Below are 26387 nucleotides of genomic sequence, written 5' to 3'. Positions count from 1 at the left end.
CAATCGTAATATAACTAATTCATCAATTTCCCTTCAGCTGCGTCTTTATTATAAGTCATTACAGCGTCAAGTAATTTCGATGCAGCGTAGCCTACTGATGTAAATTTTCCATATTTACTTTTCAGTTCATTTATTATTTCAATAGCTGCAGAACTTTTTTTGACCAATGATTCTACCTTATTTACTACAGCTGTATCATTAACAAGTGCTACTAAATTACCATCGTTATTAGTTTCAATACAATAAAAAAATGCAACCGAAATTGGCGATTCATTTTCTTTTCTTAGCAGCTTTGAATAATTCAGGGACATCGTATAGATGTTTATGTTTGCAATGTATTTCCGTTTTGCAAAGTTTTGTCCTGCTACAACTTCGCCATCCGACTGCATTCCAATGGCAATGCAAACTTTATAAAACCCATCTTCGTCCTGGTACTCTATTATATCTCCGGGAATGAATTTAATTTTTTCCCCATTTGCTAAAACAGCTTTACCTGCACCTCGCCCTCCTTTATAAACGTTTATGGACTTAATTTCTTTCTTTTCTTTCGATTTTAAGATTATATAATTACCAGAACTACTATCCCGAGCAGCTTTATAAATCTCTTTCAATTCCTTATTACTTTGCGAAAAAGCAAAAGAAGCAAGAAATAAGAAAAAAGCAAAGAAAAATACTTTCATTAATCCTTTTTTATAAATTCATCCCTTTACCGCCTGCCTGGCAAACAACATCCATCTTTTTCCCTTCTTTACCCACACTTCCAGCACTTTTAAATGAAAGCTGCTGGCGGTACCTTTTAATGTTGCTGCAACATCTGCCACAAAACGCACGTTCGCCATATTGCCATTCAATGTTACCGTAATGCTGTCTTCTTTAAAAGACTGGTAACTGATATAGCCCGTCTCAAAATCTTTTATAATATCCGTCTTCGTCTGCACCCAACCGTTACTATGTCCGTAGCTTAAAGCCTTATCTGTTTGCTGGTTGATAGAGACCGTGTTCTTATTTACCAGCGCTGTATGGAATTCCTTTACCGTTGCTATCAGCTTCGCTTCTTCTGTCTGCGCATTTGCAACGGTTGTTACAACTATAAATGCCCATAATAAGGTCCACTTCATTTATTGAATTTTATAGGCCTGGCGTCTTGCCAGTTTCCATTCGCCGCTTTCTTTTATCCAAACCATGTCAATACTAATATTCAATGGCGCCTCTGTTCCATCTCCCTTTTTTTCTGTTGCATTAAACACTTTTGTTACAATTACAGAATCACCCGATTTACGAACACTGAGCGGTGTGATCCCTTTTTCGGTATACACCGATTTATTATGGATGATACCCTGTATCGCTTCTTCCCGGTTCTGTATCTTACCACTGGAATGACCATAGATCAATGTTTTTGCAAACAACGCATCCAGGCTTGCACTGTCTTTACTGCCGAATACAATATCCATTAATTGCTGGCTCTTCGACATTACTGCCCTATCCTGTTTGCCCTGTGCTGCAGCATTCAGGCTGGTAAGCAGGCATACTATGTAAATATATTTTTTCAATTTCGTGTATCCTTTAAGTTTAGTTACTCGATATTGCCGCATTCCTGCATTCTTCAATGATCGCATCTACTTTTTCCTTTGTAAGATGCTCCCGGTAAAATTTACCCATCTGCATCATGGGTGCATAACCGCAGGCGCCCAGGCATTCCACTGTTTTCAGTGTGAACATCCCATCAGCAGTGGTTTCACCCACATTGATGTTCAGCTTCTGCTTGATGTATTCAATGATATTATCGCTGCCGTTCAGCATGCAGGGGCCTGTCTGGCAAACTTCAAACATGTATTTACCTACTGGCTTTAAATTATACATACTGTAAAAGCTGGCCACTTCATACACTTCAATAGGTTCTATCTGCAGCAATGTTGCCACATAATCCATTACCGGTACATCCAGCCATCCGCCAAATTCTTCCTGTGCCAGGTGCAATACCGGCAGCAAGGCGCTTTTTTGCTTACCTTCTGGATAACGGGATATGATCTCCGCCACCTTATTTAATTTATCTTCCCGGAATTTGATTTCCATCATTTTTTCTTTAAATAATACCCAATAATACTTTTAATCGGAATAGATGCATCCGTTCCAGACATCCCCGATTTTGAATATGTTTTACCAGTTAAACGATCCAAAAAGTAAAAGTCATTTGACTCTATCGCTAACCGATCTGGTTTCACATTCCTTATTCCTTCTCTTTTAATTGTTTCAGGATTATTATCTTGCGGAGCATCCGCCCATATAACCTGATCTGTTGACACTAATACAAACCTATATTCTGTAGTGTCTTCATATTTCTCGAACTTGCCTAAATTTGATAAATAGTTAAAATACTCATACTTATATGGATAATTTTTTGCCATATAAGATTCAATTCGCTTTTGCCATTTTTTCCTTACTCTCTGTATTAATAATGTTCCTTTCTTAGGGTCAAAGTCATCTGGTCTCCATCCAACCTCATTATTATTGAATTTTTTTTCAACTGCAGCCAGGTATTTATTCATGCAACTGACACCCACTACAATTGTAAAGACAAGTAAAAAGTATAATATTCTTCTATCCATCTTTTCCTAAAGCTTTTGCATTACGCATCCAATTCTCCGGCTATCAAATTCAAACTACTCATTGTTATTACCGCATCACTCACCATGCCTCCTTTGGTTAATTCAGGGTAAGCCTGGTAATAGATGAAACATGGCCTGCGGAAATGCAAACGGTAAGGTGTTCTTCCTCCATCACTGATCAAATAAAAACCCAGTTCGCCATTGGCGCCTTCCACGCTGTGGTATACTTCGCCTGCCGGTATCTCTGTTTCACCCATCACAATTTTAAAGTGATAGATCAACGCTTCCATTTTAGTATATACATCTTTCTTTTCAGGAAGATAATAAGCAGGCACATCGGCGTGGAACACTTCTGCATCCTTGCCTTTAAATTCCTGTACTTTCTGGTACGCCTGTTCGATAATGCTTAAGCTCTGCCACATTTCTTCATTCCGCACCAAAAATCTATCATAGCAATCGCCGGTGGTACCCACAGGCACGGTAAAATCAAAATCTTCGTAACTGCTGTAAGGCGTGTGCACACGCACATCATAATCCACTCCGGCCGCACGCAGGTTAGGACCGGTAAAGCCATAGTTCAATGCACGCTCTGCACTGATAGGGCCGCAGCCCACCGTACGGTCTACAAATATGCGGTTACGGGTAAACAGGTTCTCAAACTCTTTCAGCTGTTTTGGATATTCAGCTAAGAATTTTTCGAGTTTTTCAAACGCTGTATTTGTGAAATTCCTTTCAAAACCGCCAATACGCCCAATATTAGTAGTAAGGCGGGAGCCACATACTTCTTCATATATTTCGTAGATTAATTCCCGGAATTGCATCAGGTATAAAAAGCCTGAGTAAGCGCCGCTGTCCACACCCACAATAGAGTTACAGATCAGGTGGTCGCTGATACGGGCCAGTTCCATAATGATCACCCGCAGGTAATCCACCCTTTTCGGTGTTTGAACACCTAATAATTTTTCGCAGGTCAAATGCCAGCCCATATTGTTGATGGGAGAAGAACAGTAGTTCAACCGGTCTGTCAATGGAGTAACCTGGTATAAAGGTCTGCGTTCTGCCAGTTTTTCAAAGGCCCTGTGGATATATCCCACAGTTGATACAGCAGATAATATGCGTTCGCCATCTAATTCTAACACATTCTGGAACACACCATGCGTGGCAGGGTGCGTAGGCCCAAGGTTGAGTGTAGTGGTTTGTTTCTCTATCGAGCCTTCAGGTAATAAAATATGTGATGTATCAGTCATACCCCTAAATCCCCTAAAGGGGACTTTGATTATGTTTATTAATAATTTTTTGTAACCAACAATATTTCTTTGATCATCTTCATTGGCGTCGCACTCTTGTACGTCAAATCTCTATTCAGCTTTAATTATGTTTTGCACAAACTGTCGCCCCTACGGGGCTTTTCTAACAACCTTCTATCATTTTCTCCTACCAAACTGTTGCTCCTACGGAACTAAAAGCAAAAGACTACTTTTTTAGATATACTCTTTAACCGAAATACCCAATCCCCTTTAGGGCTCACCCCCTTCCAAACATTTCATCATCCTTATCGATCCTCGTCTGGTCTTCCAGCGGAAATTCTTTTCTCATCGGGAAATAATCCATCTCATCCACATTCAGTATCCTTTTTAAATTAGGATGGCCCACAAAATTCACCCCGAAAAAATCATAGGTTTCCCTTTCCATAAAATTAGCTGACTGGTACAAAGCCGTTGCAGTAAATACATCGGGCTTGATAATGTCGGTAAATACTTTAAAACGTATCCTTACATTATCCACTAAATTATGCAGGTGATACACCACGGCCAGCTCTTCGCCTTTCCTGTCGGGGTAATGCACCGCCTGCAGGTCGGTCAAAAATTGAAAACGCAGTTCCGCATCATCAAACAAAAACTGCAATATTTTAATGTTGAGGTCTTTTGGAGCGGTAAACGTAAGCATACCATATGGTTCGGCCCATTCGGTGAGTTGATCCCCAAATTTTTCAGTTAGTTTTTGTTGTATGGTCTCGTTAGTTAACATCAGCTTCAAGTTTCAAGCCACAAGCTTCAAGATAAAACAATCGCAAACTCCCTTGTAGCTTGAAGCTTGCGGCTTTGTATTTTACTGTATTCCGTATTCCGTCATCAAATTCTTATACTGGTCGCTGTGCCTTCTCCTCAATCCTTCCTGGTTCACCAGTTGCTGAATGTTCATAAATCCGTCCAGTATTGCTTCGGGCCTTGGTGGGCAACCGGGCACATATACGTCCACCGGTATCACCTGGTCGATACCCTGCAAAACAGAATAAGTATCAAAAATACCGCCCGAAGAAGCGCAGGCGCCTACAGCCATTACCCAGCGGGGTTCAGCCATTTGCAGGTATACCTGGCGCAATACAGGCCCCATTTTTTTAGAAATGGTACCCATTACCATCAGCAGGTCGCACTGGCGGGGGGAAAAACCCACACGCTCACTGCCAAAACGGGCAAGATCGTAGTGGCTGGCCATTGTGGCCATGAATTCGATACCGCAACAACTGGTTGCAAAAGGAAGGGGCCAGATGGAATTTTTACGGGCCAGGCTCACCACTCTTTCAAAATTGGTAGCCATAAAACCTTCGCCCATATACCCTTCGGGAACACCTTCAAACTTTACGTGATTATTATATTGAACCGGACGTGCCATAATTTTAAATTTAAAAAGTTAAACATCGAATCACATTCGACATTCTATATTCGCCATCTCATTAGTCTTCCCAATCCAGCGCCCCTTTCTTGATGATATATATAAATCCAGCAACAAACAGACCAACAAACATTACTACAGCCCAAAATCCATCCCATTTCAGTTCCCTGAAATTAACTGCATAAGGATAGAAGAATATCACTTCCACATCAAATAAAACGAATAAGATGGCCACGAGAAAGTATTTGATGGCCATTGGCTGGCGGGCATTGCCTTTTATTTCCACACCGCTCTCAAAATTCACCAGTTTATCAGCTGTTTTTCTTTTGGGGCCAAGGTAATTAGACAGCACCATGATGGTGGTAATTAACCCCGCTGCAAATACCAGTTGCAGGGCTATCGGCAAATAATTAGTTGCATTACTGGAATTGGCTACCTGGAGAAAGAAAAACTGCATTCGGATATTATATTATTAGATTATCCGCAAAAATAAGGCAGCGATAGCAATATTCAATATTAAAGGGCACAAAAAACCCCGTTACTTTTTGGTAACGGGGATATATGTATTAATTTTTACCTTTTACTTTTTTTTTGCTGCAGGTGCAGGGGCTTTAGGCGCAGCTGGCCTTGCAGCAGGTTGTCTTGCAGGGGTTGCCGGCCTTGCAGGAGCATCCAGTTGCTTCTTGATATCCTGTACTTCTGTATCGGTAGGCTCTTTTGCAAGATATTTTGCCGCATAATCAGAAGCGCCTTGTTTATCCTTTTTAATGTTATACACATACTGGATAAAATATTTGTAGGCATTCAGTAAATGTGTTTTCACTTTAGCTGAATCGGTAGCCCATTGCGCTTCGCCCAGTTCTATCACTTTCTGGTAGCTTGGTGCAGCAAGGCCCTGTGCCATCGTGGTATCTATCTTGGACTGTGTAACAGCCGTCATATAATATCCATAAGTTTCGTTGGGATATTTGGTAGTGTACAAGGTCCATCCGTCAATTGCAGCCTGGTAATTACCGCCGCGGCTGTAATTGTTGGCATAGTTAAAGATATCGGTCTTTGTAGATGCTTTCTTGGTATCAGCTATCTTTTTATACCAGGTGGCGGCATCGGCATACATTTTCTGTGCTTCAAATTTTGATGCCATGGTCCTCATTAATGTTACTTTACCAGCTTCAGTGCTATCAAGTGCAACAGCTTTGTCCACCAGCTCTGCAGCTTTTGCTTCATTACCCGGGAACTTCAACAGCACATTTGCATAAGTACCGATATCGGTTGGCCCGATCTTTTCAGGTTTCTGTAACTGGAAGAATTTTTCAAATGCCTGTTTTGCATTCACAGAATCATTCTGCCTTGTATAAGCATAAGCTAATACACCATACAGGCGTGGATCAGGATTGGCGCCGCCTGCAGCGATGCAGGAGTTGGCCTGCGTAACAGTTTCTGCAAACAAACCCTGTGCATACTTAATAGTGGTTCTGTAATAACAAGCCTGTGGTTCATCGGTGCCCATAAGGTTCAGATATTTTTCCAGGTATTCTGCAGCTTTCACCACATTGTACTGGTAAAATAAATTGTACAGGTTGAAATATACAGGAATGTAGTTAGCATCCAGCGCTATTGCGTCATTAAAATACTGCATGTACAAATCTTCCTGGCTACGGCCCTGTGTCTGGTAGATTTTACCGATACGGTATTTAGCCCTTGCATATTTTGGATCAACAGTCAATGCATTTTGATAGGCGGATAATGAAGCACCACCATCGCCCAGCTTACGGTATGCATCACCCAAAAGGCACCAGGTTTCAGGATCTTTAAATCCTTTTAACGTGGTAGCCAGTTTCAGTTTTTCCACTGCATAAGCGGCATCACCATTCTTAATATCAAAATCGCCATTGGCCAAACCAATTGCATTTAATACAGCGATATTTTTACTGCTGCTTAAAGACAAAGCGGTTTCAAAACGGTTACGTGCGTCTTGTGTTTTGCCTTCCAGCAATTCCACATGGCCCATACCTGCTATCAGTAAGGCGCTGTTGCTGCTGGCTTCAAGTGCTTTGCGGTAAACTTCTTTTGCTGCAGGAACATCCACATCATTTTTATCATCTGCGGCAAGGTATGTTTGGCCTAACCAATAGGCAGCATCTGCATTAGCCGGGTTGGCAGCCACTAATTTTTCAAATGTAGCGCGGGCGCTGAGCAATTTCCCGTAGTAGAGAAATTTCTTTCCTTCATCAATACTTTGCGCATTTACAAAGTTTCCAAATAGCACAGCGGCCAATAAGAATACGATTGCTTTGAACTTGTTCATTTTATTTTGCTGTTTTACTTTACAATGTTATCAATTTTATAAACATCAGCTTCTATTTTCCACATAAACTTTTTATAAATTCTGGTTGATGTTTACCTGCCTCAAACTAAAGTCCATCACCGGCCCCAGGTAAGCTCTCCTGAAAATCAACTGGCCTCTTTCGTACGTGAGGAACTGGGCGAACCCCGATCCCAGGCCAGAATAATTTTCTTTGAGGATATAATACAAACCACGTACCAAAGGGTATCTTTTAGTATTGATGCTCTCCTGCATGGGTTTTACATAGGGCGTACTATCGCATAAACTACATTGCACGTAAGCAATTTTTAGTTTTGTTAACATATGCACCTGTGCAGTATCTTCCGGGTTACCGATCCAGCTGATGCCCACAAAACCTATCGCGTCGGTATTGGAAGCCACATAATCCAGCACTTCCTGGCTGTTTTTTACTGCTTTTACCACGCTGGTATCAAAGCTGCCGCCATGCAGTATACTATCTACAGCAAAACGTACGGTACTGGTTGCATTCAACCCGTCGAAAACCACTTTTGTACTGTGGCCTTTTTTTCCCGTCAGCAGTTGCTTCAGGTCATCCAGGGTATACACTGTATCACCACTGTTCTTATTGGTAACAATAGTAATAGCATCCCATGCCACACGGTTACTAAAGGGTGTATAACTTAAGGAGTCGGTATAAAAACGGCTTTCTTTACTGGTAAGCCCACGGGTAACAATGATCATCCGGTTGCTGGTATCGGAATAAAAATCCCTGAAACAATCTGCTTCAGGTTTATAATGTGCAATGATCTTTGCGTCGGGATAAGAACCTTCGTATACTTTTATCGCCTCTTCAATTACCGGTTTAAAACTTTCATCCACGCTGATGTTGATAACACCGCTGGTGGGAGTATCGGTAACTGTTTTTTTATCTTTAGGCTGGTCATCGCAAGACAGTAATGCAACAAAGCAAAGCACCGCAAAAAAAATGAACCTGTAATTTTTAAACATCATCAGTTCCTGAAATAATTTTTTTTATAGCCCCGGTACAACCTGAACAAACCATAGATCCAGCATATCACTGCAAAGAGTTTTATAGCAGTGGGATCGTACTTACTTATGAAGTTTTGTGTAGACTGGATAGGGAACATAAAGAAAAACCCTACGCCTATAAAAAATACGCCCATGGTATAATTAGTGATACTCTTCATGCGTACCAGGTGTTTTTCCCGGTCGCTCATTTGTTCTCTTTCAAATTCTTCCAGCGCCATAAAATATTTTTTAAAAATAACTGCAAGCGTATCGCACCCTTGCAGTTTTAATTTTTTCGGGACTGCCAAAGTACAAAATTATATTGTACTCTGTCAGTTCTCTGCTACAAACTTTACAGGAATGGTACAATAAACTGATACGTCCCTTCCTTTTGACTGACCGGGTGTCCAGTCGGGCATTTTCTTCAACACACGTATTACTTCTTTGTTAAATTCTTCGCCGCCATCCTGCACAGTGGTAAATGATTTCAATTTACCATCATTGCCCACCACAAACCTTACTTTAACACTGATCATCTCTCCTTCTTCCAGGTCCCTGGGATTGGTGAGGTTCTTTTTCAAAAATTTCGCCAGTGCATTCATACCACCGGGAAAAGTGGGCTCCACATCGGGATTATCCATCGGCGTGGTTACATCCACCACTTCTGGAGCAGGTGTTGCAGGACCGGGATCCGTTCCTTCTCCACCTCCTTCTCCTACAACCGGCCCGGGGCCATCGCCGCCCGGCACATCCATTGTTTCAGTACCCAGTACAGTGTTTTCTTTCAAAACATCCAGTATATCGGTTTTGGTACTGTCTTTGACTATTTCAAAATTTGCCACCCACTTTTTTGTGCTTACTGTTTGGGGCTGCGTGTGTTTTTGCGGTTCCTTTTTTTCTTTCGGTTCCTCTTTTTTTTCGTTGGGTAGATAGACCGGATCTGAAACGATCCAGTTTTTCTCCGGCTTTTTCTTATCTGGTATAAATGTAAAGGCGCATAAGATGGTCACAGTGCCCAGCATCAACCCAATGGATCTTATGAGGCGGTTATCATAAAACTTCCGCAGGTCATAAGCGCCATAGGTTTTATTACGGTTTTCAAAAACTATATCCAGCACATCGCTTTTCAAAATTAATTCAGCATCCATAATGTTAGTTTTACTCCCGCCTTTGCGGGAAGGTGAGGAATATTTTGAAACAAGCGCTTGTTCAACAATGAGATGAAGGAAGCAGCAGATTCCATAAAAGCCAGAACAAGGGGAATAGCTGCAAGCTTCAAGGGAAAAGCATGGTACTGTAAAAAGTATGCTTCTCCCTTGAGGCTATTTCCCTTGCAGCTACTCCCCTTGCGGCTTGCTCCTTCCCGCTTATCTTTGCGGCATGAAGATTTTGATGGTATGCCTGGGCAATATTTGCAGGAGCCCGCTGGCAGAAGGAATTTTGCAGGATAAAGTTTTAAAAGCAGGATTGAACTGGGTAGTGGAAAGCGCCGGCACCAATGGTTATCATACAGGCGAACATCCGCATCCGTTAAGTATAAAAGTGGCATTGCAGCATGGTATCGATATCCGCCAGCAGGTGGCAAGGAGGTTTACAGCTGCTGATTTTGAAAAGTATGATAAGATATATGCCATGGCCGGCGATGTGATCGATGATATGAAGAGCATTGCAAAACAAAAATTTGATGCAGGCAAAGTGGATCTTTTAATGAACGAGTTATACCCGGGGCAAAACAGGGATGTGCCCGATCCATGGTACGGGCCCGAACCTGGCTACCATGAAGTGTATCAAATGATCGATGCAGCATGTGAAAAAATAATCAATAAAATATAAGCGCATAAATGAGCAATAAACCGTCCATTCCGCAGGGAACAAGGGATTTTTCAGCCGACGTGATCCGGAAAAGGAATCACATTCTTGCCACAATAAAAACAGTTTTTGAATTATACGGTTTTCAACCGCTGGAAACACCGGCTTTTGAAAACCTGGAAACACTGATGGGTAAATATGGAGAAGAAGGTGATAAACTGATCTTTAAAATACTGAACAACGGTCTTAACGATCCAAAGAATATTGATAAAGCAAAAAATGGTTTTGAAAAAGTACTGGAAGGAAAGAACAGCGTGGATGTTACAGAAAGAGCATTGAAATACGATCTTACTATTCCCTTTGCAAGATATGTGGCCATGAACCACACCAAACTTACTTTTCCCTTCAGGCGCTACCAGGTACAGCCCGTATGGAGAGCTGATAAACCACAAAGAGGAAGGTACCGTGAGTTCACGCAATGTGATGCGGATGTGGTAGGCAGCCATTCTTTAATGAATGATGCAGAGTTTGCATTGATCTATGACGAGGTTTTCAACCGGTTGGGTTTAAAGGGTTATGAATTGCGGATCAACAGCCGGAAGATATTATCGGCACTGGCACAGGCATGCAACGCATCCGGCAAGCTCACCGATATTACTGTTGCCATTGATAAACTGGATAAGATTGGCATTGAAAAGGTAAAAGCGGAGTTGGTAGCAAGAGGTTTGACAGAGGGACAGGTTAGCATTGTAGAAAAATATATTTCCATTGACGGAAGCAATACTGAAAAGATCGGTGAGCTGACGGCATTGATCGGGCATATTGAAGAAAGCGGCGCCGGCCTTACTGAAATAAAAAAAGTGTTGGCACACACGGAAGGTAAAAACGTAATTGTTGATTTTACCCTGGCCCGCGGACTGAATTATTATACCGGCATAATTTATGAAGCCAAAGCACCGGCCAATGTGCAGATGGGCAGCATTGGTGGCGGCGGCAGGTATGATGATCTTACCGGTTTATTTGGTGTGAATGGCATACCCGGTGTTGGTATCAGTTTTGGTGTGGACAGGATCTATGATGTACTGGAAGAATTGCAGCTGTTCCCTGCTGATTTACAGGTAAGCACCAAAGCATTGTTCTTTAATATGGGTGAAAAAGAAAGTGCCGTGGCATTTGATGTGATGCAGCGATTGCGCAAAGCCGGTGTTGCCTGCGAAATGTATCATAAAGAAGAATCGAAGATCGCCAAGCAATTTAATTATGCCGAAAAAAAGAACATCCCTTTTGCAGTGATCATCGGCAGCAAAGAAATGGAACAGCAGCGATGCCAGGTAAAAGATCTTGCTACCGGCCAACAAAAGGAATTGGCTTTTGAAGATCTTGCGGCTTTTTTTAACAGCAATGAAGGGTTACCAAAATAATTTTATCGTATCAAAACCAAAATCAATTTTATGCAAACACGTTTTCGTATCCAAACTATACTGGCTGCTGCGCTTTTGCTGGCACTGGCTTCCTGTTCCAAAACCAATAAGCAGGGAAGATATGCTCCCAAAGATGCTGCAATTGTAATGCATATAGACGGGGCTTCTTTATCCTCCAAATTACCCTGGGAAGAAATAAAACAAAATGCCTTATTCCAGGAAATGTATGCCGATACTTCTGTGCCTGCCTTTGCAAAAAAAGTACTGGACAATCCTGATAACAGCGGTATCGATACAAAGACCGATCTGTTGTTCTTTGCACAAAGAGATTCGCTTGGTGGTATAGTGGCGCTTACAGGCACCGTTAAAGATGCAGAAAAATTCAGGCAGTTCTGGATAGATGCAACAGAAGGCGGCAGTGAAAATGAAAAAGACGGTGTAAAATTCATCAGCAAAGCGCCGGTATGTGTGGGATGGAATAAAGAAAAATTTGTAGTGATCTCCGATGTTCCGGAATTGGGTATGCATCGTTGGTCAGGTGCAATGGATAATGCAGGCAGCTCCTTAAAAAGCCGTGACCTGATGAAGACCTGCAAAGATGTTTTTGACCTGAAAGAAAGTAACTCCTTAGGTGATGATGCAAAATTCACTGAACTGGTAAAAAAACCGGGCGATCTTCATTTCTGGATGAACAGCGAAGCATTGAATAAGAACAATACGCTGAATCCTGCACTGGCAATGCTGAATCTTGCCGAATTATACAAAGGCGCTTTTACAACAGCAGCAGTAAATTTTGAGAACGGTAAGATATCCGTTGATGCAAAAAGTTATGCCGGTAAAGAATTATCTGCGTTATATAAAAAATACGGTGGCAAGGATATTGATGAAGATATGATCAAACGCCTGCCTTCAAAAGATGTGGCAGCTGTATTCGCAATGAGCTTTAAACCCGAAGGAATAAAAGAATTTTTAAAATTGCTGGGTGTGGAAGGGTATGCAAATATGGGACTGGCTTTTGCAGGATTCAGCCTGGATGATTTTATCAAGGCCAATAAAGGTGATATCATGATCGCACTGACAGGGCTTACACAAAAAACAAAAACAGATTCGATCGGAGGCAAAGAGATCAAAGATGAAACGGTACAACCCGATCTGATCTTTGCAAGTTCTATTGCAGATAAAGATGCTTTTAATCTTTTAATAAAAGCAGGCGAAAAATTCGGAAAAGATATTCCCTCATCTGTGCCGGTTGCCTACAACAGCAACGGGAAACTGTTTGCTATTGGTAACTCCAAAGAAAATATCGATAAGTATTTTGCAGGCAGCAATAACAATTACGATTTTTTAAGCAAGATCAGCGGTAAGCCATTTGGCGCTTATGTGAATGTGCAATACATTTTAAAAGCGCTGGAGAAAAATTTAACAGCAGACAGTGCTGCAAAAGTTGTTTATGAAGCCTCGCTTAAAACCTGGGATAATGTATACATGAAAGGCGGCGAGTATGAAGATGGCGGCATTACACAGACCGCAGAAATTAATTTCATGGATAAGAATACCAACAGTTTGAAACAGCTGAATCAATATACCGGTTTAGTGGGTAAAGTAGCGTTGGAAGAAAAGAAAAAACACCAGGAAGAAATAGTTAAAGAACCTGAGGTGATCACTTATCCGCCATTATCCGCACTGGGAGATTCTGCTAAAAAACATAAATAATTTTTATACCAACACAGGCCTGTAAATAATATTTACAGGCTTATTTTTTATGCAAATACACCTGCAACAACCTGTTCCCACTTTTATTGAACAAGAAAAGATCGCCCGTTCGCAGATATGGAACTGCAGCAATGTTTTCAGCAGCGGCGAAATGATACAGATCGTTGCGCCCAGCGGCAGCGGTAAGACTTCTCTGATCCATTTTTTATATGGACTGAGAAAGGATTTTAACGGCAGCATTTTATATGACACCAATAATATAGCCGGTTTTAATGCAGAAGAATTTTCAGTATATCGGCAAAAGCATATCAGCATTGTTTTCCAGGACCTGCGTTTGTTTGCCGAACAAACGGTATTGCAGAATTTAGAAATTAAAAGACAACTGCAACCCTATCATTCCGAAAGCAGGATCGCTGACATGGCAAAAAGACTGGGCATTGAAAATAAACTCGGGAAACTTTGTAAAACCTGCAGCTATGGCGAGCAGCAGCGTATTGCCATCATCCGTTCTTTACAACAACCTTTTGATTTTTTATTACTGGATGAACCCTTCAGTCACCTGGATGAACAGAACCGTAAGATCGCGATGGAACTGATAGAAGAAGAAGCTGCATTGAGAAAAGCGTCCATCATTTTGGCCGATCTTAAAGCAATAGAATATTTTAAAGCAGGAAGAACATTACATTTATAACAGCACCGCATTATGAATTTGTCTTTTAAAAATATCGCTCCATTTTTAAACACCGGGGAAAACAGGGCCAGCCGCTGGTTAAGTTATTTTGGGCTTGGCATTGGTGTGCTGTTGTTACTGTGTTCTGTGCAGATGTACATCAATATCAACCAGCTTTTAAAAGAACGCAATCCTAAAAAAACAGGTTTTGATTTTATATCGGTTACAAAGACCATCACCGATCAAAACATGGCAAAGGACAATCGTTTTACAGAACAGGATCTTGCAGAAATAAAATCACAGCCTTTTATAACAGATGCTGCGCTTTTAAGATCGAACCAGTTTAAAGTGGTGGCCAGCGCCGGCCAGGTGATCCCCTTCAGTACAGACATATTTATTGAAGCCATTCCGGATAATTTTATTGATACGGTGCCGCCCAACTTTACCTGGCAGGAAGGACAGGCAGAAGTGCCCGTGATATTTTCCTCCGATCTGTTGGAAATGTACAATGTATTTTCTTCCAGCTGGGACCTTCCGCAATTATCTGAGAAATCGGCCATGGGCATAGCTCTTTTTTTAAACTGCGATGGACGTAATGGCGAAAGACAATTCAGGTCGCATATAGTGGCATTCAGCGACCGCATCAACAGCATTCTCGTGCCTGCCAATTTTTTGGATGCGATGAACAAGCAACTGGAGGCGAAAGAAAATGTGCCTGCTTCAAGAGTGTATCTTAAAACAAAAGATGCCAACAATCCTGAGTTGCTGGATTTTCTGCAACAAAAGAATTACCACGTTAATAAAGACAAAACAAAATTCGGTAGGATAAAACAGATCTTACAGGCTATTGTAACCGGGCTTGCAGGCTTTGGTGTATTAGTGATATTGTTGGCAACTGTTTTGTTTTCTTTTTATTTACAATTGATGATCGCAAGAAGTAAAGAGAACCTGCAATTGCTTTTAACGTTGGGTTATTCACCACAGTGGTTGAGTAAGACGGTAGCAAAAAAATGGATCCCTGTTTACATAGCAGTAGTAATAGCAGCAGTAATTGCAACTGCCATTTTGCATTGGGGCTTTCAGCATTTTGCTATGAACGACCGCGAAGAACTGTCACCATTCATACATTGGTCTGTAGCAGCAATAGCAGTATTATTGCTGTTTATTTCGGTGGCGGTAAATTTCAGGTTGGTGAAAAAACTATTGTACAAATTATAAAGCCTCATACACAACTGCTGCGCCCTGCCCCACCCCAATACACATGGTTGCAAGACCATATTTTGCCTTACGGCGTTTCAGTTCGTATAATAAAGTAGTGGATATTCTTACACCGCTGCAACCCAATGGATGACCGATAGCAATAGCGCCGCCATTCACATTTACTTTTTCCAGGTCAAGACCAAGATCGTGTATACAGGCAATGGATTGTGATGCAAAAGCTTCATTCAGTTCCACCAGGTCAAGGTCAGCAACAGTTAAGCCTGCTCTTTCCAACGCTTTTTTAGTGGCAGGCACGGGACCGATGCCCATTACCGATGGATCAACACCAGCAACCGCCATGCTCACAATTTTTGCCATGGGTTGCAAACCATATTTTTTTACCGCAACTTCACTGGCCAGTAACATAGCTGCAGCACCATCATTAATGCCGGAAGAATTACCTGCTGTAACGGTGCCGTCTTTTGCAAAAGCAGGTTTTAACTGCCCCAGTTTTTCCAGGCTCGATAAACGCGGATGTTCATCTTTATCAAAATCAAACACATCTTTGCCCACCTGCACCTGTAATGGAATGATTCCCTCTTTCCATTTATCAGCAGCCAACGCCTTGGCATATTTCTGCTGACTTTCCATAGCAAATTCATCCTGCGCATTGCGGCTGATATTCCATTGCCTTGCTACATTCTCTGCAGTTTCGCCCATGCTGTAGGGATAATATAATTCCGATAATTTTTTATTTACAAAACGCCATCCTAACGTCGTATCAAACACCTGGTTCTCTCTTGAAAAAGCGGCTGTGGCTTTCGGCATTACAAAAGGCGCCCTGCTCATGCTTTCCACGCCGCAGGCAATAAACAGGTCGCCATCGCCGCAGGCAATGGCCCTTGCTGCATCCATAATGGCCTGTAAGCCACTGGCGCATAAACGGTTCACCGTATTGCCACTAACGGTTACGGGTAACCCGGCAAGCAATGCCGCCATCCTCGCTACGTTGCGGTTATCTTCGCCGCTCTGGTTGGCAGCACCGGCTATCACATCTTCAATGGCATTTACATCAATGGCATCATTGCGTTTGATCAATGTTTTGATCACATAAGCCAGCAGGTCGTCGGGCCTGATATTGCTTAAAGCGCCGCCGTATTTACCAATAGGGGTCCTGATCGCGTCAATTACATAAACTGGTTCCATAATTAATTGCCTTTCTTTTTTTGAGCCGTGCTATGAAGCTGTTCTCATCTTCACTGGCGTCGAACTCTTGTACCGTATTATTTTATTCAGCTTTTATAAAGCGTAAATTTATGGAATAATCCTGTTTCACTGCTCCAGGCTGCATTTGCGCCCTTCAATCGTTTCGGTTTGCTCAAAAACCCTCTTTTGAGCGATTAATTCTACATAAAGTATCTTTGCAGTATGTCCACAGTTAAAAATATACGTACACTCTCTCTTCCGGAGCTTAAAGAATACTTTGAATCGATCGGCGATAAAAAATTCCGTGCCATCCAGACCTATGAATGGATATGGAAGAAAAGCGCCACCAGTTTTGATGACATGAGCAACTTAAGCAAGGAGTTACGTACCAAACTGGCCGAACATTTCAGCCTGCCCGCCATTACCACCGATACCACGCAGATCAGCAGCGACGGCACCTTAAAATCACGTTTTAAGACCTATGACGGGCATTTTATCGAGGGTGTGTTGATACCTACCGAGAACAGGAATACGGCCTGTGTGTCCTCCCAGATAGGCTGCAGCCTTACCTGCTCCTTCTGTGCCACCGGCAAAATGGAACGCAAACGCAACCTGAATTTTGATGAGATCTACGACCAGGTGGCGCAACTGAACCAGCAGAGCGAAAAAGTATACAATAAAAAACTCAGCAATATTGTGTTTATGGGTATGGGCGAACCATTGCTCAATTACGCCAATGTATTGCAGGCCATTGATAAGATCACCAGCAACGACGGCCTGGCCATGAGCCCCAAACGCATTACCGTTTCCACTGCCGGTGTTGCTAAGATGATCAAAAAACTGGGCGATGATAAAGTGCGTTTTAACCTGGCCCTTTCATTACATGCGGCTACCGATGAAAAGCGGGATTCCATTATGCCCATCAACGAAAGCAACAACATTGAAGTGTTGGTAGAGGCCTTGAATTATTTTTACGAACAAACTAAGAATGATATCACGCTGGAATATATTTTACTGAAAGATGTGAATGATTCTATTGAAGATGCAGATGCATTGGTTAAGATCTATCGGAAAATTCCTACGCACCTCGTGAATGTAATTGAATACAATCCTATTGATGGCGCTTCCTTTATAAAACCTGATGAAGATACCACGCAATTGTTCACCGATCATTTGGTGAAACATAAAGTAAATGTAAGGGTGCGCCGCAGCAGGGGTAAGGATATTGATGCAGCCTGCGGGCAACTGGCCAATAAGAAATAACAACACATGGTCAGACGGGGGCGTCAGACCATGTTCCGCGATCTGACGCCCTCGTCTGATCGTGTTTTTCGATCTGACGCCCCGGTCAGATCGTGTTCCCCGATCTGACGCCCTCGTCTGATCGTGTTTGCTCTGACGCCCCCGTCTGACCACTCCCTGCCAACCCATCCTGCCACTAAAACTTCCACCCCCATTAAACCCTTCCCCATATTCAAGGTCTATTGGTAATTAAAAAAATAAATTACCATGAAAAAATTATTGATCGCATTGATCGCCCTGGTATCCGTATCTGCTGCCAGCGCACAAACAACCAGCCCCTCAGCAAGACCACATATAAAGAATGAAAGAAAAAGAGAGGCTATTAAACATCACCGTCACCGCAAGTTCCGCAGGCACCACCGCCATCATCGTGTGGCCCAGCAATTGAATCTTTCAGAAGCACAAAAATCGCAGGCAAAACTGTACCGTGCAGATTACAAAAAACAATTACAGGAACTGAATAAGAACGAGAACATTACTGTAAAAGAATCAAGGGACAGAAAAGTTGCTTTACGTAAAGAACAGGCTGCTAAAATGCAAAGCCTGCTTACGCCGGAACAAAAAGATAAAATGGCGCAGCTAAAAGCCACTGCCAAAGCAAAAGGCCAGCAACAATATGCCGCAAGAATGGATAAGATGAAAACACGATTGAATCTTACCGATAAACAAGTGGCACAATTGAAAACACAGCGGGAAACCATGATAGCGAAATTAAAAGCAATAAAAGAAAATGACAGCATGGACCGTACGGCTAAAAAAGAAAAACTGGCCTCTTTAAGGGCAGAAATGAAAGAAAGCAATAAAAAGATATTCACTGATGAGCAGCTGAAAAAAATGGAAGAAATGAGGAAAGAAAGAATGGATAAAAGAGCAGCAAAATAATTACTGTTGCAGCAATAAAAAAGCGAACCCGACCGGTTCGCTTTTTTATTGCTATCTTTGCAGCTCACTCCTGTTGTAAAACAGTAAATCACTTCATAGTATGAGCCAGTCTCCATTCCAGAAATTTGCAGGCAAGAAAAAAAACAGCGTGATCAAAGAAGAGATACGCCAGGAAAAAAAAGCCTACCGTAAAGAACGCAATGCCTTTTTTGAAAAGAAAAAAGAAGAAGAATACCAGGCAAGGGCAGCCAAAAGATCGGGCATAGCGCCTGTGTCTGCGGATACCGCTAAAAAACAAGCTGCTCCTGTAAAAGAAGAGCCGGCAAAGGCCACTAAAAAAGTGCCTTTTGCAAAATCAGCAAAAGCCGCAGCCGCCAACGACAATCCCTCAACAGGAGTAATGCCGTTGAATAAATATTTAGCGCATTGCGGGGTATGTTCCCGCAGGGATGCGGTGGAATTGATAGAAAAAGGTAAAGTAAAAGTAAACGGTACCGTTGCTACAGAGCCGGGTTATAAAGTAAAACACACCGACGAAGTAGCGTTCAACGGCAAAAAATTATTTGTAACCAAGAACCTCGTATACATTTTACTCAACAAACCCAAAGATTATATCACTACTACGGATGATCCGCAGGGAAGAAAGACCGTATTACAACTGATACAAACAGCCACTACCGAAAGAGTATATCCTATCGGCAGGCTCGACAGAAATACCTCGGGTGTTTTATTGCTCACCAATGATGGTGATCTTACACAGAAATTATCGCACCCCAGTTACCAGATAAAAAAGATCTACGAAGCAAAGCTGGACAAGCCTTTGGCCAAAGCTGATTTTGACAAGATATTAAAAGGATTGAAACTGGAAGATGGCGAGATACAGGTGGATAGCCTAGCTTATGCCGACAGTAAAGACAAATCTATTATCGGAATAGAGATACACAGTGGCCGCAACCGCATTGTACGCCGCATATTTGAACATTTAGGTTATGATGTAAAAGGCCTGGACAGGGTAATGTATGCCAATCTTACCAAGAAGAATGTAGAACGAAGCAAATGGCGCTACCTCAGCGAAAAAGAGATCCGCTTATTGAAATACATGAATGCATCCAAAAAGAAATAAGTTGTTATGATGCAGGATTTTTCAGAAAATAAAAAAAACAAAGCGGCCTTCCGCCTTTCAGAAAATATTGTTTTTGAGAACGATCATTTTATTGCCATCAATAAACCGGCGGGATTATTATCGATACCGGACAGAACTCAAAGTGAGACTTCTTTAAAAGATATACTTATTGCAAAATACGGCCACATCTTTACCGTTCATCGTATTGATAAGGATACCAGCGGCCTGATCATTTTTGCAAAAGACGAAGCCACGCACAAATATTTATCGCAGGCTTTTGAAGACCGCAGGGTGGAAAAATTTTACCAGGGCATTGTGCATGGTTCCCCTGCTGCCGGATCGGGTACTATTGATGCGCCTATCAGCGAACATCCTTTGCACAAAGGTTTAATGGTGGTGCACCGCAGTGGTAAACCATCTGTTACTGATTATAAAGTGGTGGAAGACCACCGATCTTTTTCTTTATTAGAATTTCAATTGCATACCGGGCGTACCCACCAGATAAGGGTGCACTGCAAGAACATGGGCCATCCCCTCGCCTGCGATGATCTGTATGGTGATGGAAAACCGGTGTTACTTTCTGCCATCAAAAAGAAATTCAAACTCAGCAAACACGATGAAGAGGAAAAGCCTTTATTGAACCGGCTTGCTTTACACTCCTATTGTTTAAAATTTACCGATGCCGAAGGCAACGAATTCAACTTAACCGCCGAACTCCCCAAAGATATGCGGGCCCTGCTGCAACAGCTAAAAAAACTCTAGAACATAAGACACGGATTACACAGATTTTCACGGATTATTTCCTGTGTTAATTCGTGTAATCCGTGGCAAAAAAAAGCCGCTCAACGAGCGGCTTAAACTAAAAATACAAGAACCGATTATTCGATATTAGGCTGTGGCGTATAGCGCAGGTAAGGCTTTACGATCTCCACACCTTTTGGAAATTTCTTAATAGCATCTTCAGTGCTCACTGCAGGTACCACGATCACTTTTTCACCTTCTTTCCAGTTGGCAGGTGTAGCAACACTGTAGTTGGCAGTAAGCTGTAATGAATCCACCACACGCAATACCTCTACAAAATTCCTTCCGGTAGAAGCAGGATAAGTGATGATCAGTTTTACCGCTTTATCCGGCCCCAGTACCACCAGCGAACGTACCGTTGCTGTTGCAGAAGCATTGGGGTGAATAAAATCATATAGTTCAGAAACCTTCCTGTCGTCATCCGCAATAATAGGAAATTCAACAGAGCAGTTTTGTGTTTCATTGATATCATTGATCCATCCTAAATGTTTATCAACAGGATCAACACTGAGCGCCAGCACTTTTACATTGCGTTTTGCAAACTCATCTTTCAAGGCCGCCGTACGTCCTAATTCTGTTGTACAAACAGGCGTATAGTCAGCAGGATGAGAGAACAGGATCCCCCATGAATTGCCCAGGTATTCATAAAAATCGATCTCCCCGATAGATGATTTTGCTTTAAAGTTGGGAGCAATGTCCCCTAATCGTAAACTCATAGATTGTTATTTAGGCTACAAATATAATTACTCTACCAATTAAATAGACTATTATTGACAAATATTTTTTAATTTTGCCCTATATTTGTTTACATGCTATCTAAAAAGACACAATATGGCTTAAAAGCCCTGGGTTACCTCGCATCCAAATATGGCCAGGGACCGGTGTTGATATCGGAAATTGCCCGGAAGAAAAAGATCCCCATTAAATTTTTGGAGAGCATCCTGCTGCAGCTGAAGAATAAAGGTGTGCTGGACAGCAAGAAAGGAAAAGGAGGCGGTTATTTTCTCGCTAATTCCCCTAAAAAGACCACTCTTGCTTCTGCCATCCGTATTGTGGACGGTCCTATTGCCATGATACCCTGTGTAAGCCTGAATTTTTACCAAAAATGCAAAGATTGCGATGAAGCCACCTGCGGCCTGAACAAAGCAATGGCCTATACAAGAGATGCTACTTTAAAAATTTTGGAGAAGAAAACCTTGTACGATCTTATTGATGAAGAGCAGTAATGAATGTCGAATGTGGGAATGTATAGAAGATGCTTGTTTATAAAAACATTCGAAATTTTATATGCGCAAATTCGATATTAGTTTGAAGAAGCCCTTTTAACGGATGCCTTCCCAAATCTTTCCTTTACATTATCAATGGCTTTATACAGGTCTGTTTTACGTTCCACATCATCAAACAGGTTGGTCTGTACAGCATCGTTGGTTAATTCACTCAGCCTTACACCCAGTAAACGTATGGGCGTTCCTTTCTTCCACAATTTGTGAAACAGCTCTTTGGCTATAGGTATTATCTCATCATCAGCACAGGTATAGGGAATGGTGGTTTGTCTTGATGTAGTTTCAAAATCAGGATAGCGTATCTTAACCGCAACACAGCCGGCAACTTTTTCATCCTGTCTTAATTCATAGGCAATGCGTTCCACCATACGCACGAGTTCGCTCATTAAAAAATCCACATCGGTCTTATTCTCATCAAAAGTGTTTTCTGTACTTACCGATTTTGCTTCATGGTACTGCGATACTTCTCCATTGTGTATGCCCTGGCTTTTATACCAAAGATCGGCACCCCATTTTCCCAACCGCTCTTCCAGCTCTTCTATCTTTCTTTCACCGATGTCTTTGATCTTATAAATACCCATCGCCTTCAGTATCTCGTAGGTCTGCTCCCCCACTCCAGGAATTTTACTCACCGGCATCGGTGCTAAAAATTCTTTTTCTTTTCCAAAAGGCACCTGTAAATATCCATTGGGTTTTGCTTCATCTGTAGCGATCTTGGCCATCATTTTATTACTGGCAAGGCCGAATGAAATGGGCAGTTTTGTTTCGTTGATGATCTCTTGCCGCAGGTCGATGGTCCATTGCAATGGCTTAAAGAATTTATCCATCCCTGTAAGATCGATATAGAATTCATCCACCGATGCTTTTTCAAACAGCGGCGCCTTTGCAGCAATGATCTGTGTTACCCAACGGCTGTAACGGCTGTAGTCGCCCCGGCTGCTGTTGGCCACGATCAAATGCGGGCACAACTGGAAGGCTTTTTTGGATGGCATGCCGGAATGGATACCAAATTTTCTTGCAGCATAACTGCAGGCTGCCACCACACCCCGCTCTCTTCCCCCCACAATTACCGGCTTATCTTTCAATGAAGGATCGTTCAGTATCTCTACCGAAACGAAGAAAGAATCCAGGTCAAAATGCGCTATAATGCGTTGTGGCTCCAATTTATTTTATTGATAAAATTACAATTTATTGAACGCTTTGTGTTTGCAATACGTTAAAATATCGGCCAAAGCTTTAACCACTGCATAATAAGCTCTAATTTAACGGCTTAAAATATTACAGCCCGGCATGTACAAATACTTTGTTCTCCTTATACTGCTGCATACAATTTATGGCAATGCCACTGCGCAACTTACCAAAGCAAAAACACCCGCGGTCCGCAAACCGGTAACTGACAGCGTTACTGTAAAAACATGCGATTGCCTTATGGCCGACCAGCAATCGATCACTTCTATGGAATTGCTTTTTAATAAAATGGATAGTTGCCTGAAAAGAGTTTCTGGTCCACGGATAGATGCCTTATTAAAAGAAGATGGTTTTGTGCAACAGGACGACCGGAAGAGCAGGGCCACTGCTATAAGGGCCGTAGGGCAAAAAATCGGGCAACGGGTATTTGCAGAATGTACCGGCTTTAAAACTATTTTAAACGATCTGAAAAGCAAATCAGAAAAACCACAATTGCACTAAACTGTTTAAGCGTAAATATCCAGCAACCCGTCGGGCAGCGTAACAAATACTTTTTTGTTTTTGATATCGATCTTTTCCAGGCTGTCTTCATGCACCGGTATCAACGCTTCTTTTCCTTTGTATATAATACTGCACAATACCTGGTGTGGTTGTTCTATCACTTCCTGCACTATACCGATCTCTTCCCCATCATTCACCATCATAAAACCCAGCATACCGATAGGCGAGGTTTTAGCTGCAAATTTTTTAAAATCATCTGCCGCCAGCCATACTTCTTTAGGAGTGAGTTTGCGTGCAACTTCCATGATGTCAATACCTTCCAGTTTAATTACTGTTTCGGTGTTGCTGCGGATCTTGGTTGTTTGTATAAAGTAAGGGATAAAGTTGTCTTTCTTTTCTTCAATAAAAATTACTTCCAATCCTTTTAAAGAAGTTTTTTTACCCAGGTTATGCTGCAGTACCAGCTCGCCTTTTAAACCTGTGCTGGCGGCAAGCTTGCCTATTTTAAAATATTCACTCATGGTTTGCTTATTCGATTGGCAGTGTGTTGCTGCTTTGCAAAAGTAGTTGAATTCGGGGAGCACATGATCAGACGAGGGCGTCAGATCATGCACATGGTCAGACGGGGGCGTCAGGCCATAAAAAAAGTTCCGCTAAAGATTAACGGAACTTAAAAGAATTAACGGAACAGAGGTGAATTATTCTTCTGTCTTAGTTCCTTCTGTTGGTGCTTCTGCTACTTTGCGTACTACAGGTTGGTTACGTTTATCCATACGTGCTTTTTTGTGTGCACCCTGGCGTTTTGCAATATGAGCATCATGCTCACTGCTCCACTTTGTAAACTTCTCCATAGCTGCTGCTTCATCAAATAAGCCAAGGCCTACACCACGCAGTAAATGCTTTAAATACAATACACCTTTAAAAGAAAGGATGCGGCGTACAGTATCAGTGGGTTGAGCACCTTTCTGTAACCAATCCAATGCTTTCTGGCGGTCAACCTGGATGGTGGCCGGCACAGTCAATGGGTTGTACGTACCTAATTTTTGAATGAATTTACCGTCGCGAGGGCTTCTGCCGTCTGCTACTACGATGAAATAGAATGGTCTCTTTTTTGAACCATGTCTTTGCAGTCTCATTTTTACAGCCATAAAATAGAAATTTTTGGTTGTTATTAAATAGGGTTTCTCCTTAAAAAAGGACAACGAAGATATACACCCCAAAGCGATTAGCCAAAATATTTTAAAAAATTTTACTAAGAAAGCAGGATTTGCCATATTCTCCCAGCAATCCCCTGGCTGGCAGGCATTCAGCCCTGTTTTACCGCTTACCCATGCCCGGCATCCTGCCCATCGGCATTTTGTTCATCATCTTCATCATGCCCTTCATTTGCTCAAATTGCTTTAAAAAAGCATTCAGCTCAGCAATATCCTTACCGGCGCCTTTGGCAATACGGGTTTTACGGCTGGGGCTGATGATATCGGGATTTCTTCTTTCTTCCAGCGTCATACTGTTGATCATGGCCTCAATACCTTTAAAAGAATCATCATTGATGTCCACATCCTTTATCTGCTTGCCTACACCGGGTATCATACCCATCAGGTCCTTCAGGTTACCCATTTTTTTGATCTGCTGCAGCTGGGTCTTAAAATCTTCAAAGTCAAACTGGTTCTTGCGGATCTTCTTTTCCAGTTTTCTTGCTTCGGCTTCATCAAATTGTTCTTGCGCTTTTTCCACCAGGCTCACAATATCACCCATGCCCAGTATACGCTGTGCCATACGCTCGGGGTGAAACACATCCAGCGTATCCATCTTTTCGCCACTGCTGGCAAATTTAATGGGCTTGTTCACGGTGTATTGAATAGATAAAGCAGCACCACCTCTTGTATCACCATCCAGCTTTGTCAATACCACGCCATTAAAATCCAAACGGTCATTAAAGGCTTTAGCCGTGTTCACTGCATCCTGCCCCGTCATACTATCCACCACGAATAAAATTTCCTGTGGTTTAATGGCCGCTTTGATATTGGCCACTTCCGTCATCATCACTTCATCCACTGCCAAACGGCCTGCAGTATCCACAATGATCACATTCTTATTCTTGCTCTTGGCTTCTTTAATGGCATTCTGCACAATAGAAACCGCGTCTTTATTTTCTCTTTCTGCAAACACCTCCACACCTATCTGTCCACCCAACACTTCCAGCTGGTCGATCGCCGCAGGGCGGTAAATATCTGCCGCCACCAGCAAAGGCGATTTGCCTTTTTTTGTTTTTAAATAATTGGCCAGCTTACCACTGAAAGTGGTTTTACCACTACCCTGCAAACCTGCAATTAAAATAATGGCCGGTGCACCGGTAATATTGAATTCGCTTGCTTCGCCGCCCATCAGTTCGGTCAGTTCATCCTGCACGATCTTCACCATCTGCTGGCCGGGATTAACCGCCAGTAATACTTTAGAGCCCAGGGCTTTTTCCTTTACTTTATCAGTAAATTCTTTGGCAATTTTATAGTTCACATCCGCATCTACCAATGCACGGCGGATATCTTTAACGGTATTGGCCACATTCAGGTCGGTGATACGGCCCTGGCCTTTAAGGTTCTTGAACGCAATATCTAACTTCTCACTTAACGAATTGAACATAGTATGATCATTTAAAAATGACTGCAAAAGTA

General features: G+C 42.2%; 30 protein-coding genes. 11 read left to right on the top strand and 19 right to left on the bottom strand.

From position 1 onward, the window contains the following. Positions 1 to 14: 14 nt before the first annotated feature. The 13 genes from QM738_RS13120 to QM738_RS13060 form a co-directional block, all read right to left on the bottom strand. Entirely contained in the window at positions 15 to 680 is a 666-nt protein-coding gene (locus QM738_RS13120; protein WP_462277178.1) for a hypothetical protein, read from the bottom strand. Between the two features lie 18 nt (positions 681 to 698). Further along, positions 699 to 1118 carry a nuclear transport factor 2 family protein gene (locus QM738_RS13115; RefSeq protein WP_462277177.1) on the bottom strand — a complete coding sequence of 140 codons (420 nt, stop codon included), beginning with the start codon at positions 1116 to 1118 and terminating at the stop codon, positions 699 to 701. Beyond that, complete coding sequence (locus tag QM738_RS13110) at positions 1119 to 1550, bottom strand: nuclear transport factor 2 family protein (protein WP_462277176.1); 432 nt, start codon at positions 1548 to 1550, stop codon at positions 1119 to 1121. A gap of 19 nt (positions 1551 to 1569) precedes the next feature. After that, positions 1570 to 2076 carry an NADH-quinone oxidoreductase subunit NuoE family protein gene (locus tag QM738_RS13105; RefSeq protein ID WP_462277175.1) on the bottom strand — a complete coding sequence of 169 codons (507 nt, stop codon included), beginning with the start codon at positions 2074 to 2076 and terminating at the stop codon, positions 1570 to 1572. Continuing rightward, the gene (locus tag QM738_RS13100) at positions 2073 to 2606 is read right to left on the bottom strand and encodes a hypothetical protein (protein WP_462277174.1); all 534 of its coding nucleotides are present in this window, start codon (positions 2604 to 2606) and stop codon (positions 2073 to 2075) included. The genes QM738_RS13105 and QM738_RS13100 overlap by 4 nt, the downstream gene beginning before the upstream one ends. 20 nt (positions 2607 to 2626) lie before the next feature. Beyond that, positions 2627 to 3853, bottom strand: coding sequence for an NADH-quinone oxidoreductase subunit D (locus tag QM738_RS13095; protein WP_462277173.1), 1227 nt, complete (start codon positions 3851 to 3853; stop codon positions 2627 to 2629). Between the two features lie 277 nt (positions 3854 to 4130). Next, positions 4131 to 4634, bottom strand: a complete 504-nt coding sequence (locus QM738_RS13090) for an NADH-quinone oxidoreductase subunit C (RefSeq protein ID WP_462277172.1) — start codon at positions 4632 to 4634, stop codon at positions 4131 to 4133. Positions 4635 to 4715: 81 nt separating this feature from the next. After that, on the bottom strand, positions 4716 to 5279 hold the full coding sequence (locus QM738_RS13085; RefSeq protein ID WP_462277171.1) for an NADH-quinone oxidoreductase subunit B: 564 nt from the start codon (positions 5277 to 5279) through the stop codon (positions 4716 to 4718). 61 nt (positions 5280 to 5340) lie between these two features. Continuing rightward, entirely contained in the window at positions 5341 to 5736 is a 396-nt protein-coding gene (locus tag QM738_RS13080; RefSeq protein WP_462277170.1) for an NADH-quinone oxidoreductase subunit A, read from the bottom strand. 123 nt (positions 5737 to 5859) lie between these two features. Next, positions 5860 to 7587 carry a tetratricopeptide repeat protein gene (locus tag QM738_RS13075; protein ID WP_462277169.1) on the bottom strand — a complete coding sequence of 576 codons (1728 nt, stop codon included), beginning with the start codon at positions 7585 to 7587 and terminating at the stop codon, positions 5860 to 5862. Between the two features lie 72 nt (positions 7588 to 7659). After that, positions 7660 to 8598 carry a PstS family phosphate ABC transporter substrate-binding protein gene (locus tag QM738_RS13070; RefSeq protein ID WP_462277168.1) on the bottom strand — a complete coding sequence of 313 codons (939 nt, stop codon included), beginning with the start codon at positions 8596 to 8598 and terminating at the stop codon, positions 7660 to 7662. Beyond that, entirely contained in the window at positions 8598 to 8924 is a 327-nt protein-coding gene (locus QM738_RS13065) for a hypothetical protein (RefSeq protein ID WP_462277167.1), read from the bottom strand. The genes QM738_RS13070 and QM738_RS13065 overlap by 1 nt, the downstream gene beginning before the upstream one ends. Positions 8925 to 8948: 24 nt before the next feature. Further along, positions 8949 to 9764 carry an energy transducer TonB gene (locus QM738_RS13060; RefSeq protein ID WP_462277166.1) on the bottom strand — a complete coding sequence of 272 codons (816 nt, stop codon included), beginning with the start codon at positions 9762 to 9764 and terminating at the stop codon, positions 8949 to 8951. A 232-nt stretch (positions 9765 to 9996) separates the two neighbouring features. Here QM738_RS13060 and QM738_RS13055 point away from each other — a divergent pair, with 232 nt between their 5' ends. From QM738_RS13055 to QM738_RS13035, 5 genes are read left to right on the top strand one after another with little or no spacing between them, the layout of a single operon-like run. After that, the gene (locus QM738_RS13055) at positions 9997 to 10449 is read left to right on the top strand and encodes a low molecular weight protein-tyrosine-phosphatase (RefSeq protein WP_462277165.1); all 453 of its coding nucleotides are present in this window, start codon (positions 9997 to 9999) and stop codon (positions 10447 to 10449) included. Between the two features lie 8 nt (positions 10450 to 10457). Continuing rightward, positions 10458 to 11846 carry a histidine--tRNA ligase gene (gene hisS, locus QM738_RS13050; RefSeq protein ID WP_462277164.1) on the top strand — a complete coding sequence of 463 codons (1389 nt, stop codon included), beginning with the start codon at positions 10458 to 10460 and terminating at the stop codon, positions 11844 to 11846. Positions 11847 to 11876: 30 nt separating this feature from the next. Further along, the gene (locus QM738_RS13045; protein ID WP_462277163.1) at positions 11877 to 13559 is read left to right on the top strand and encodes a DUF4836 family protein; all 1683 of its coding nucleotides are present in this window, start codon (positions 11877 to 11879) and stop codon (positions 13557 to 13559) included. A gap of 49 nt (positions 13560 to 13608) precedes the next feature. Then, complete coding sequence (locus QM738_RS13040; RefSeq protein WP_462277162.1) at positions 13609 to 14250, top strand: ATP-binding cassette domain-containing protein; 642 nt, start codon at positions 13609 to 13611, stop codon at positions 14248 to 14250. 12 nt (positions 14251 to 14262) lie between these two features. After that, positions 14263 to 15447 carry an FtsX-like permease family protein gene (locus QM738_RS13035; RefSeq protein WP_462277161.1) on the top strand — a complete coding sequence of 395 codons (1185 nt, stop codon included), beginning with the start codon at positions 14263 to 14265 and terminating at the stop codon, positions 15445 to 15447. Here the strand turns inward: QM738_RS13035 and QM738_RS13030 are convergent. After that, positions 15442 to 16635 (bottom strand): thiolase family protein, encoded by a 1194-nt coding sequence (locus QM738_RS13030; protein ID WP_462277160.1) that lies wholly within the window; start codon positions 16633 to 16635, stop codon positions 15442 to 15444. The two genes, QM738_RS13035 and QM738_RS13030, sit on opposite strands and share 6 nt — an antisense overlap. Positions 16636 to 16857: 222 nt before the next feature. Here QM738_RS13030 and rlmN point away from each other — a divergent pair, with 222 nt between their 5' ends. From rlmN to QM738_RS13010, 4 genes are all read left to right on the top strand, one after another. After that, complete coding sequence (gene rlmN / locus QM738_RS13025; protein ID WP_462277159.1) at positions 16858 to 17898, top strand: dual-specificity RNA methyltransferase RlmN; 1041 nt, start codon at positions 16858 to 16860, stop codon at positions 17896 to 17898. Between the two features lie 246 nt (positions 17899 to 18144). Further along, positions 18145 to 18819, top strand: coding sequence for a hypothetical protein (locus QM738_RS13020; RefSeq protein WP_462277158.1), 675 nt, complete (start codon positions 18145 to 18147; stop codon positions 18817 to 18819). 100 nt (positions 18820 to 18919) lie between these two features. Then, the gene (locus QM738_RS13015) at positions 18920 to 19942 is read left to right on the top strand and encodes a pseudouridine synthase (protein WP_462277157.1); all 1023 of its coding nucleotides are present in this window, start codon (positions 18920 to 18922) and stop codon (positions 19940 to 19942) included. Between the two features lie 6 nt (positions 19943 to 19948). Then, complete coding sequence (locus QM738_RS13010) at positions 19949 to 20704, top strand: RluA family pseudouridine synthase (RefSeq protein ID WP_462277156.1); 756 nt, start codon at positions 19949 to 19951, stop codon at positions 20702 to 20704. A gap of 116 nt (positions 20705 to 20820) precedes the next feature. Here QM738_RS13010 and QM738_RS13005 read toward each other — a convergent pair whose 3' ends face one another. Then, positions 20821 to 21459, bottom strand: a complete 639-nt coding sequence (locus tag QM738_RS13005) for a peroxiredoxin (protein ID WP_462277155.1) — start codon at positions 21457 to 21459, stop codon at positions 20821 to 20823. Between the two features lie 93 nt (positions 21460 to 21552). Between QM738_RS13005 and QM738_RS13000 the strand changes: the two genes are divergently transcribed. After that, positions 21553 to 21969, top strand: a complete 417-nt coding sequence (locus tag QM738_RS13000; protein WP_462277154.1) for an RrF2 family transcriptional regulator — start codon at positions 21553 to 21555, stop codon at positions 21967 to 21969. 77 nt (positions 21970 to 22046) lie between these two features. On the opposite strand, the gene dinB is transcribed toward QM738_RS13000, so the two are convergent. Beyond that, positions 22047 to 23189 carry a DNA polymerase IV gene (dinB, locus tag QM738_RS12995; RefSeq protein ID WP_462277153.1) on the bottom strand — a complete coding sequence of 381 codons (1143 nt, stop codon included), beginning with the start codon at positions 23187 to 23189 and terminating at the stop codon, positions 22047 to 22049. A 127-nt stretch (positions 23190 to 23316) separates the two neighbouring features. On the opposite strand from dinB, the gene QM738_RS12990 reads away from it, so the two are divergent. Further along, positions 23317 to 23715 carry a hypothetical protein gene (locus QM738_RS12990; protein WP_462277152.1) on the top strand — a complete coding sequence of 133 codons (399 nt, stop codon included), beginning with the start codon at positions 23317 to 23319 and terminating at the stop codon, positions 23713 to 23715. A 5-nt stretch (positions 23716 to 23720) separates the two neighbouring features. On the opposite strand, the gene rimM is transcribed toward QM738_RS12990, so the two are convergent. From rimM to ffh, 3 genes are all read right to left on the bottom strand, one after another. Further along, positions 23721 to 24236 (bottom strand): ribosome maturation factor RimM, encoded by a 516-nt coding sequence (gene rimM, locus QM738_RS12985; RefSeq protein ID WP_462277151.1) that lies wholly within the window; start codon positions 24234 to 24236, stop codon positions 23721 to 23723. A 177-nt stretch (positions 24237 to 24413) separates the two neighbouring features. Continuing rightward, positions 24414 to 24863 (bottom strand): 30S ribosomal protein S16, encoded by a 450-nt coding sequence (gene rpsP / locus QM738_RS12980; protein ID WP_462277150.1) that lies wholly within the window; start codon positions 24861 to 24863, stop codon positions 24414 to 24416. Positions 24864 to 25032: 169 nt separating this feature from the next. Then, positions 25033 to 26355 (bottom strand): signal recognition particle protein, encoded by a 1323-nt coding sequence (gene ffh / locus QM738_RS12975; RefSeq protein WP_462277149.1) that lies wholly within the window; start codon positions 26353 to 26355, stop codon positions 25033 to 25035. Positions 26356 to 26387: the final 32 nt, after the last annotated feature.

Source organism: Ferruginibacter sp., from assembly GCF_049840995.1.
Lineage (GTDB): Bacteria > Bacteroidota > Bacteroidia > Chitinophagales > Chitinophagaceae > Ferruginibacter.
This window is presented reverse-complemented; position numbering and strand designations above follow the sequence as displayed.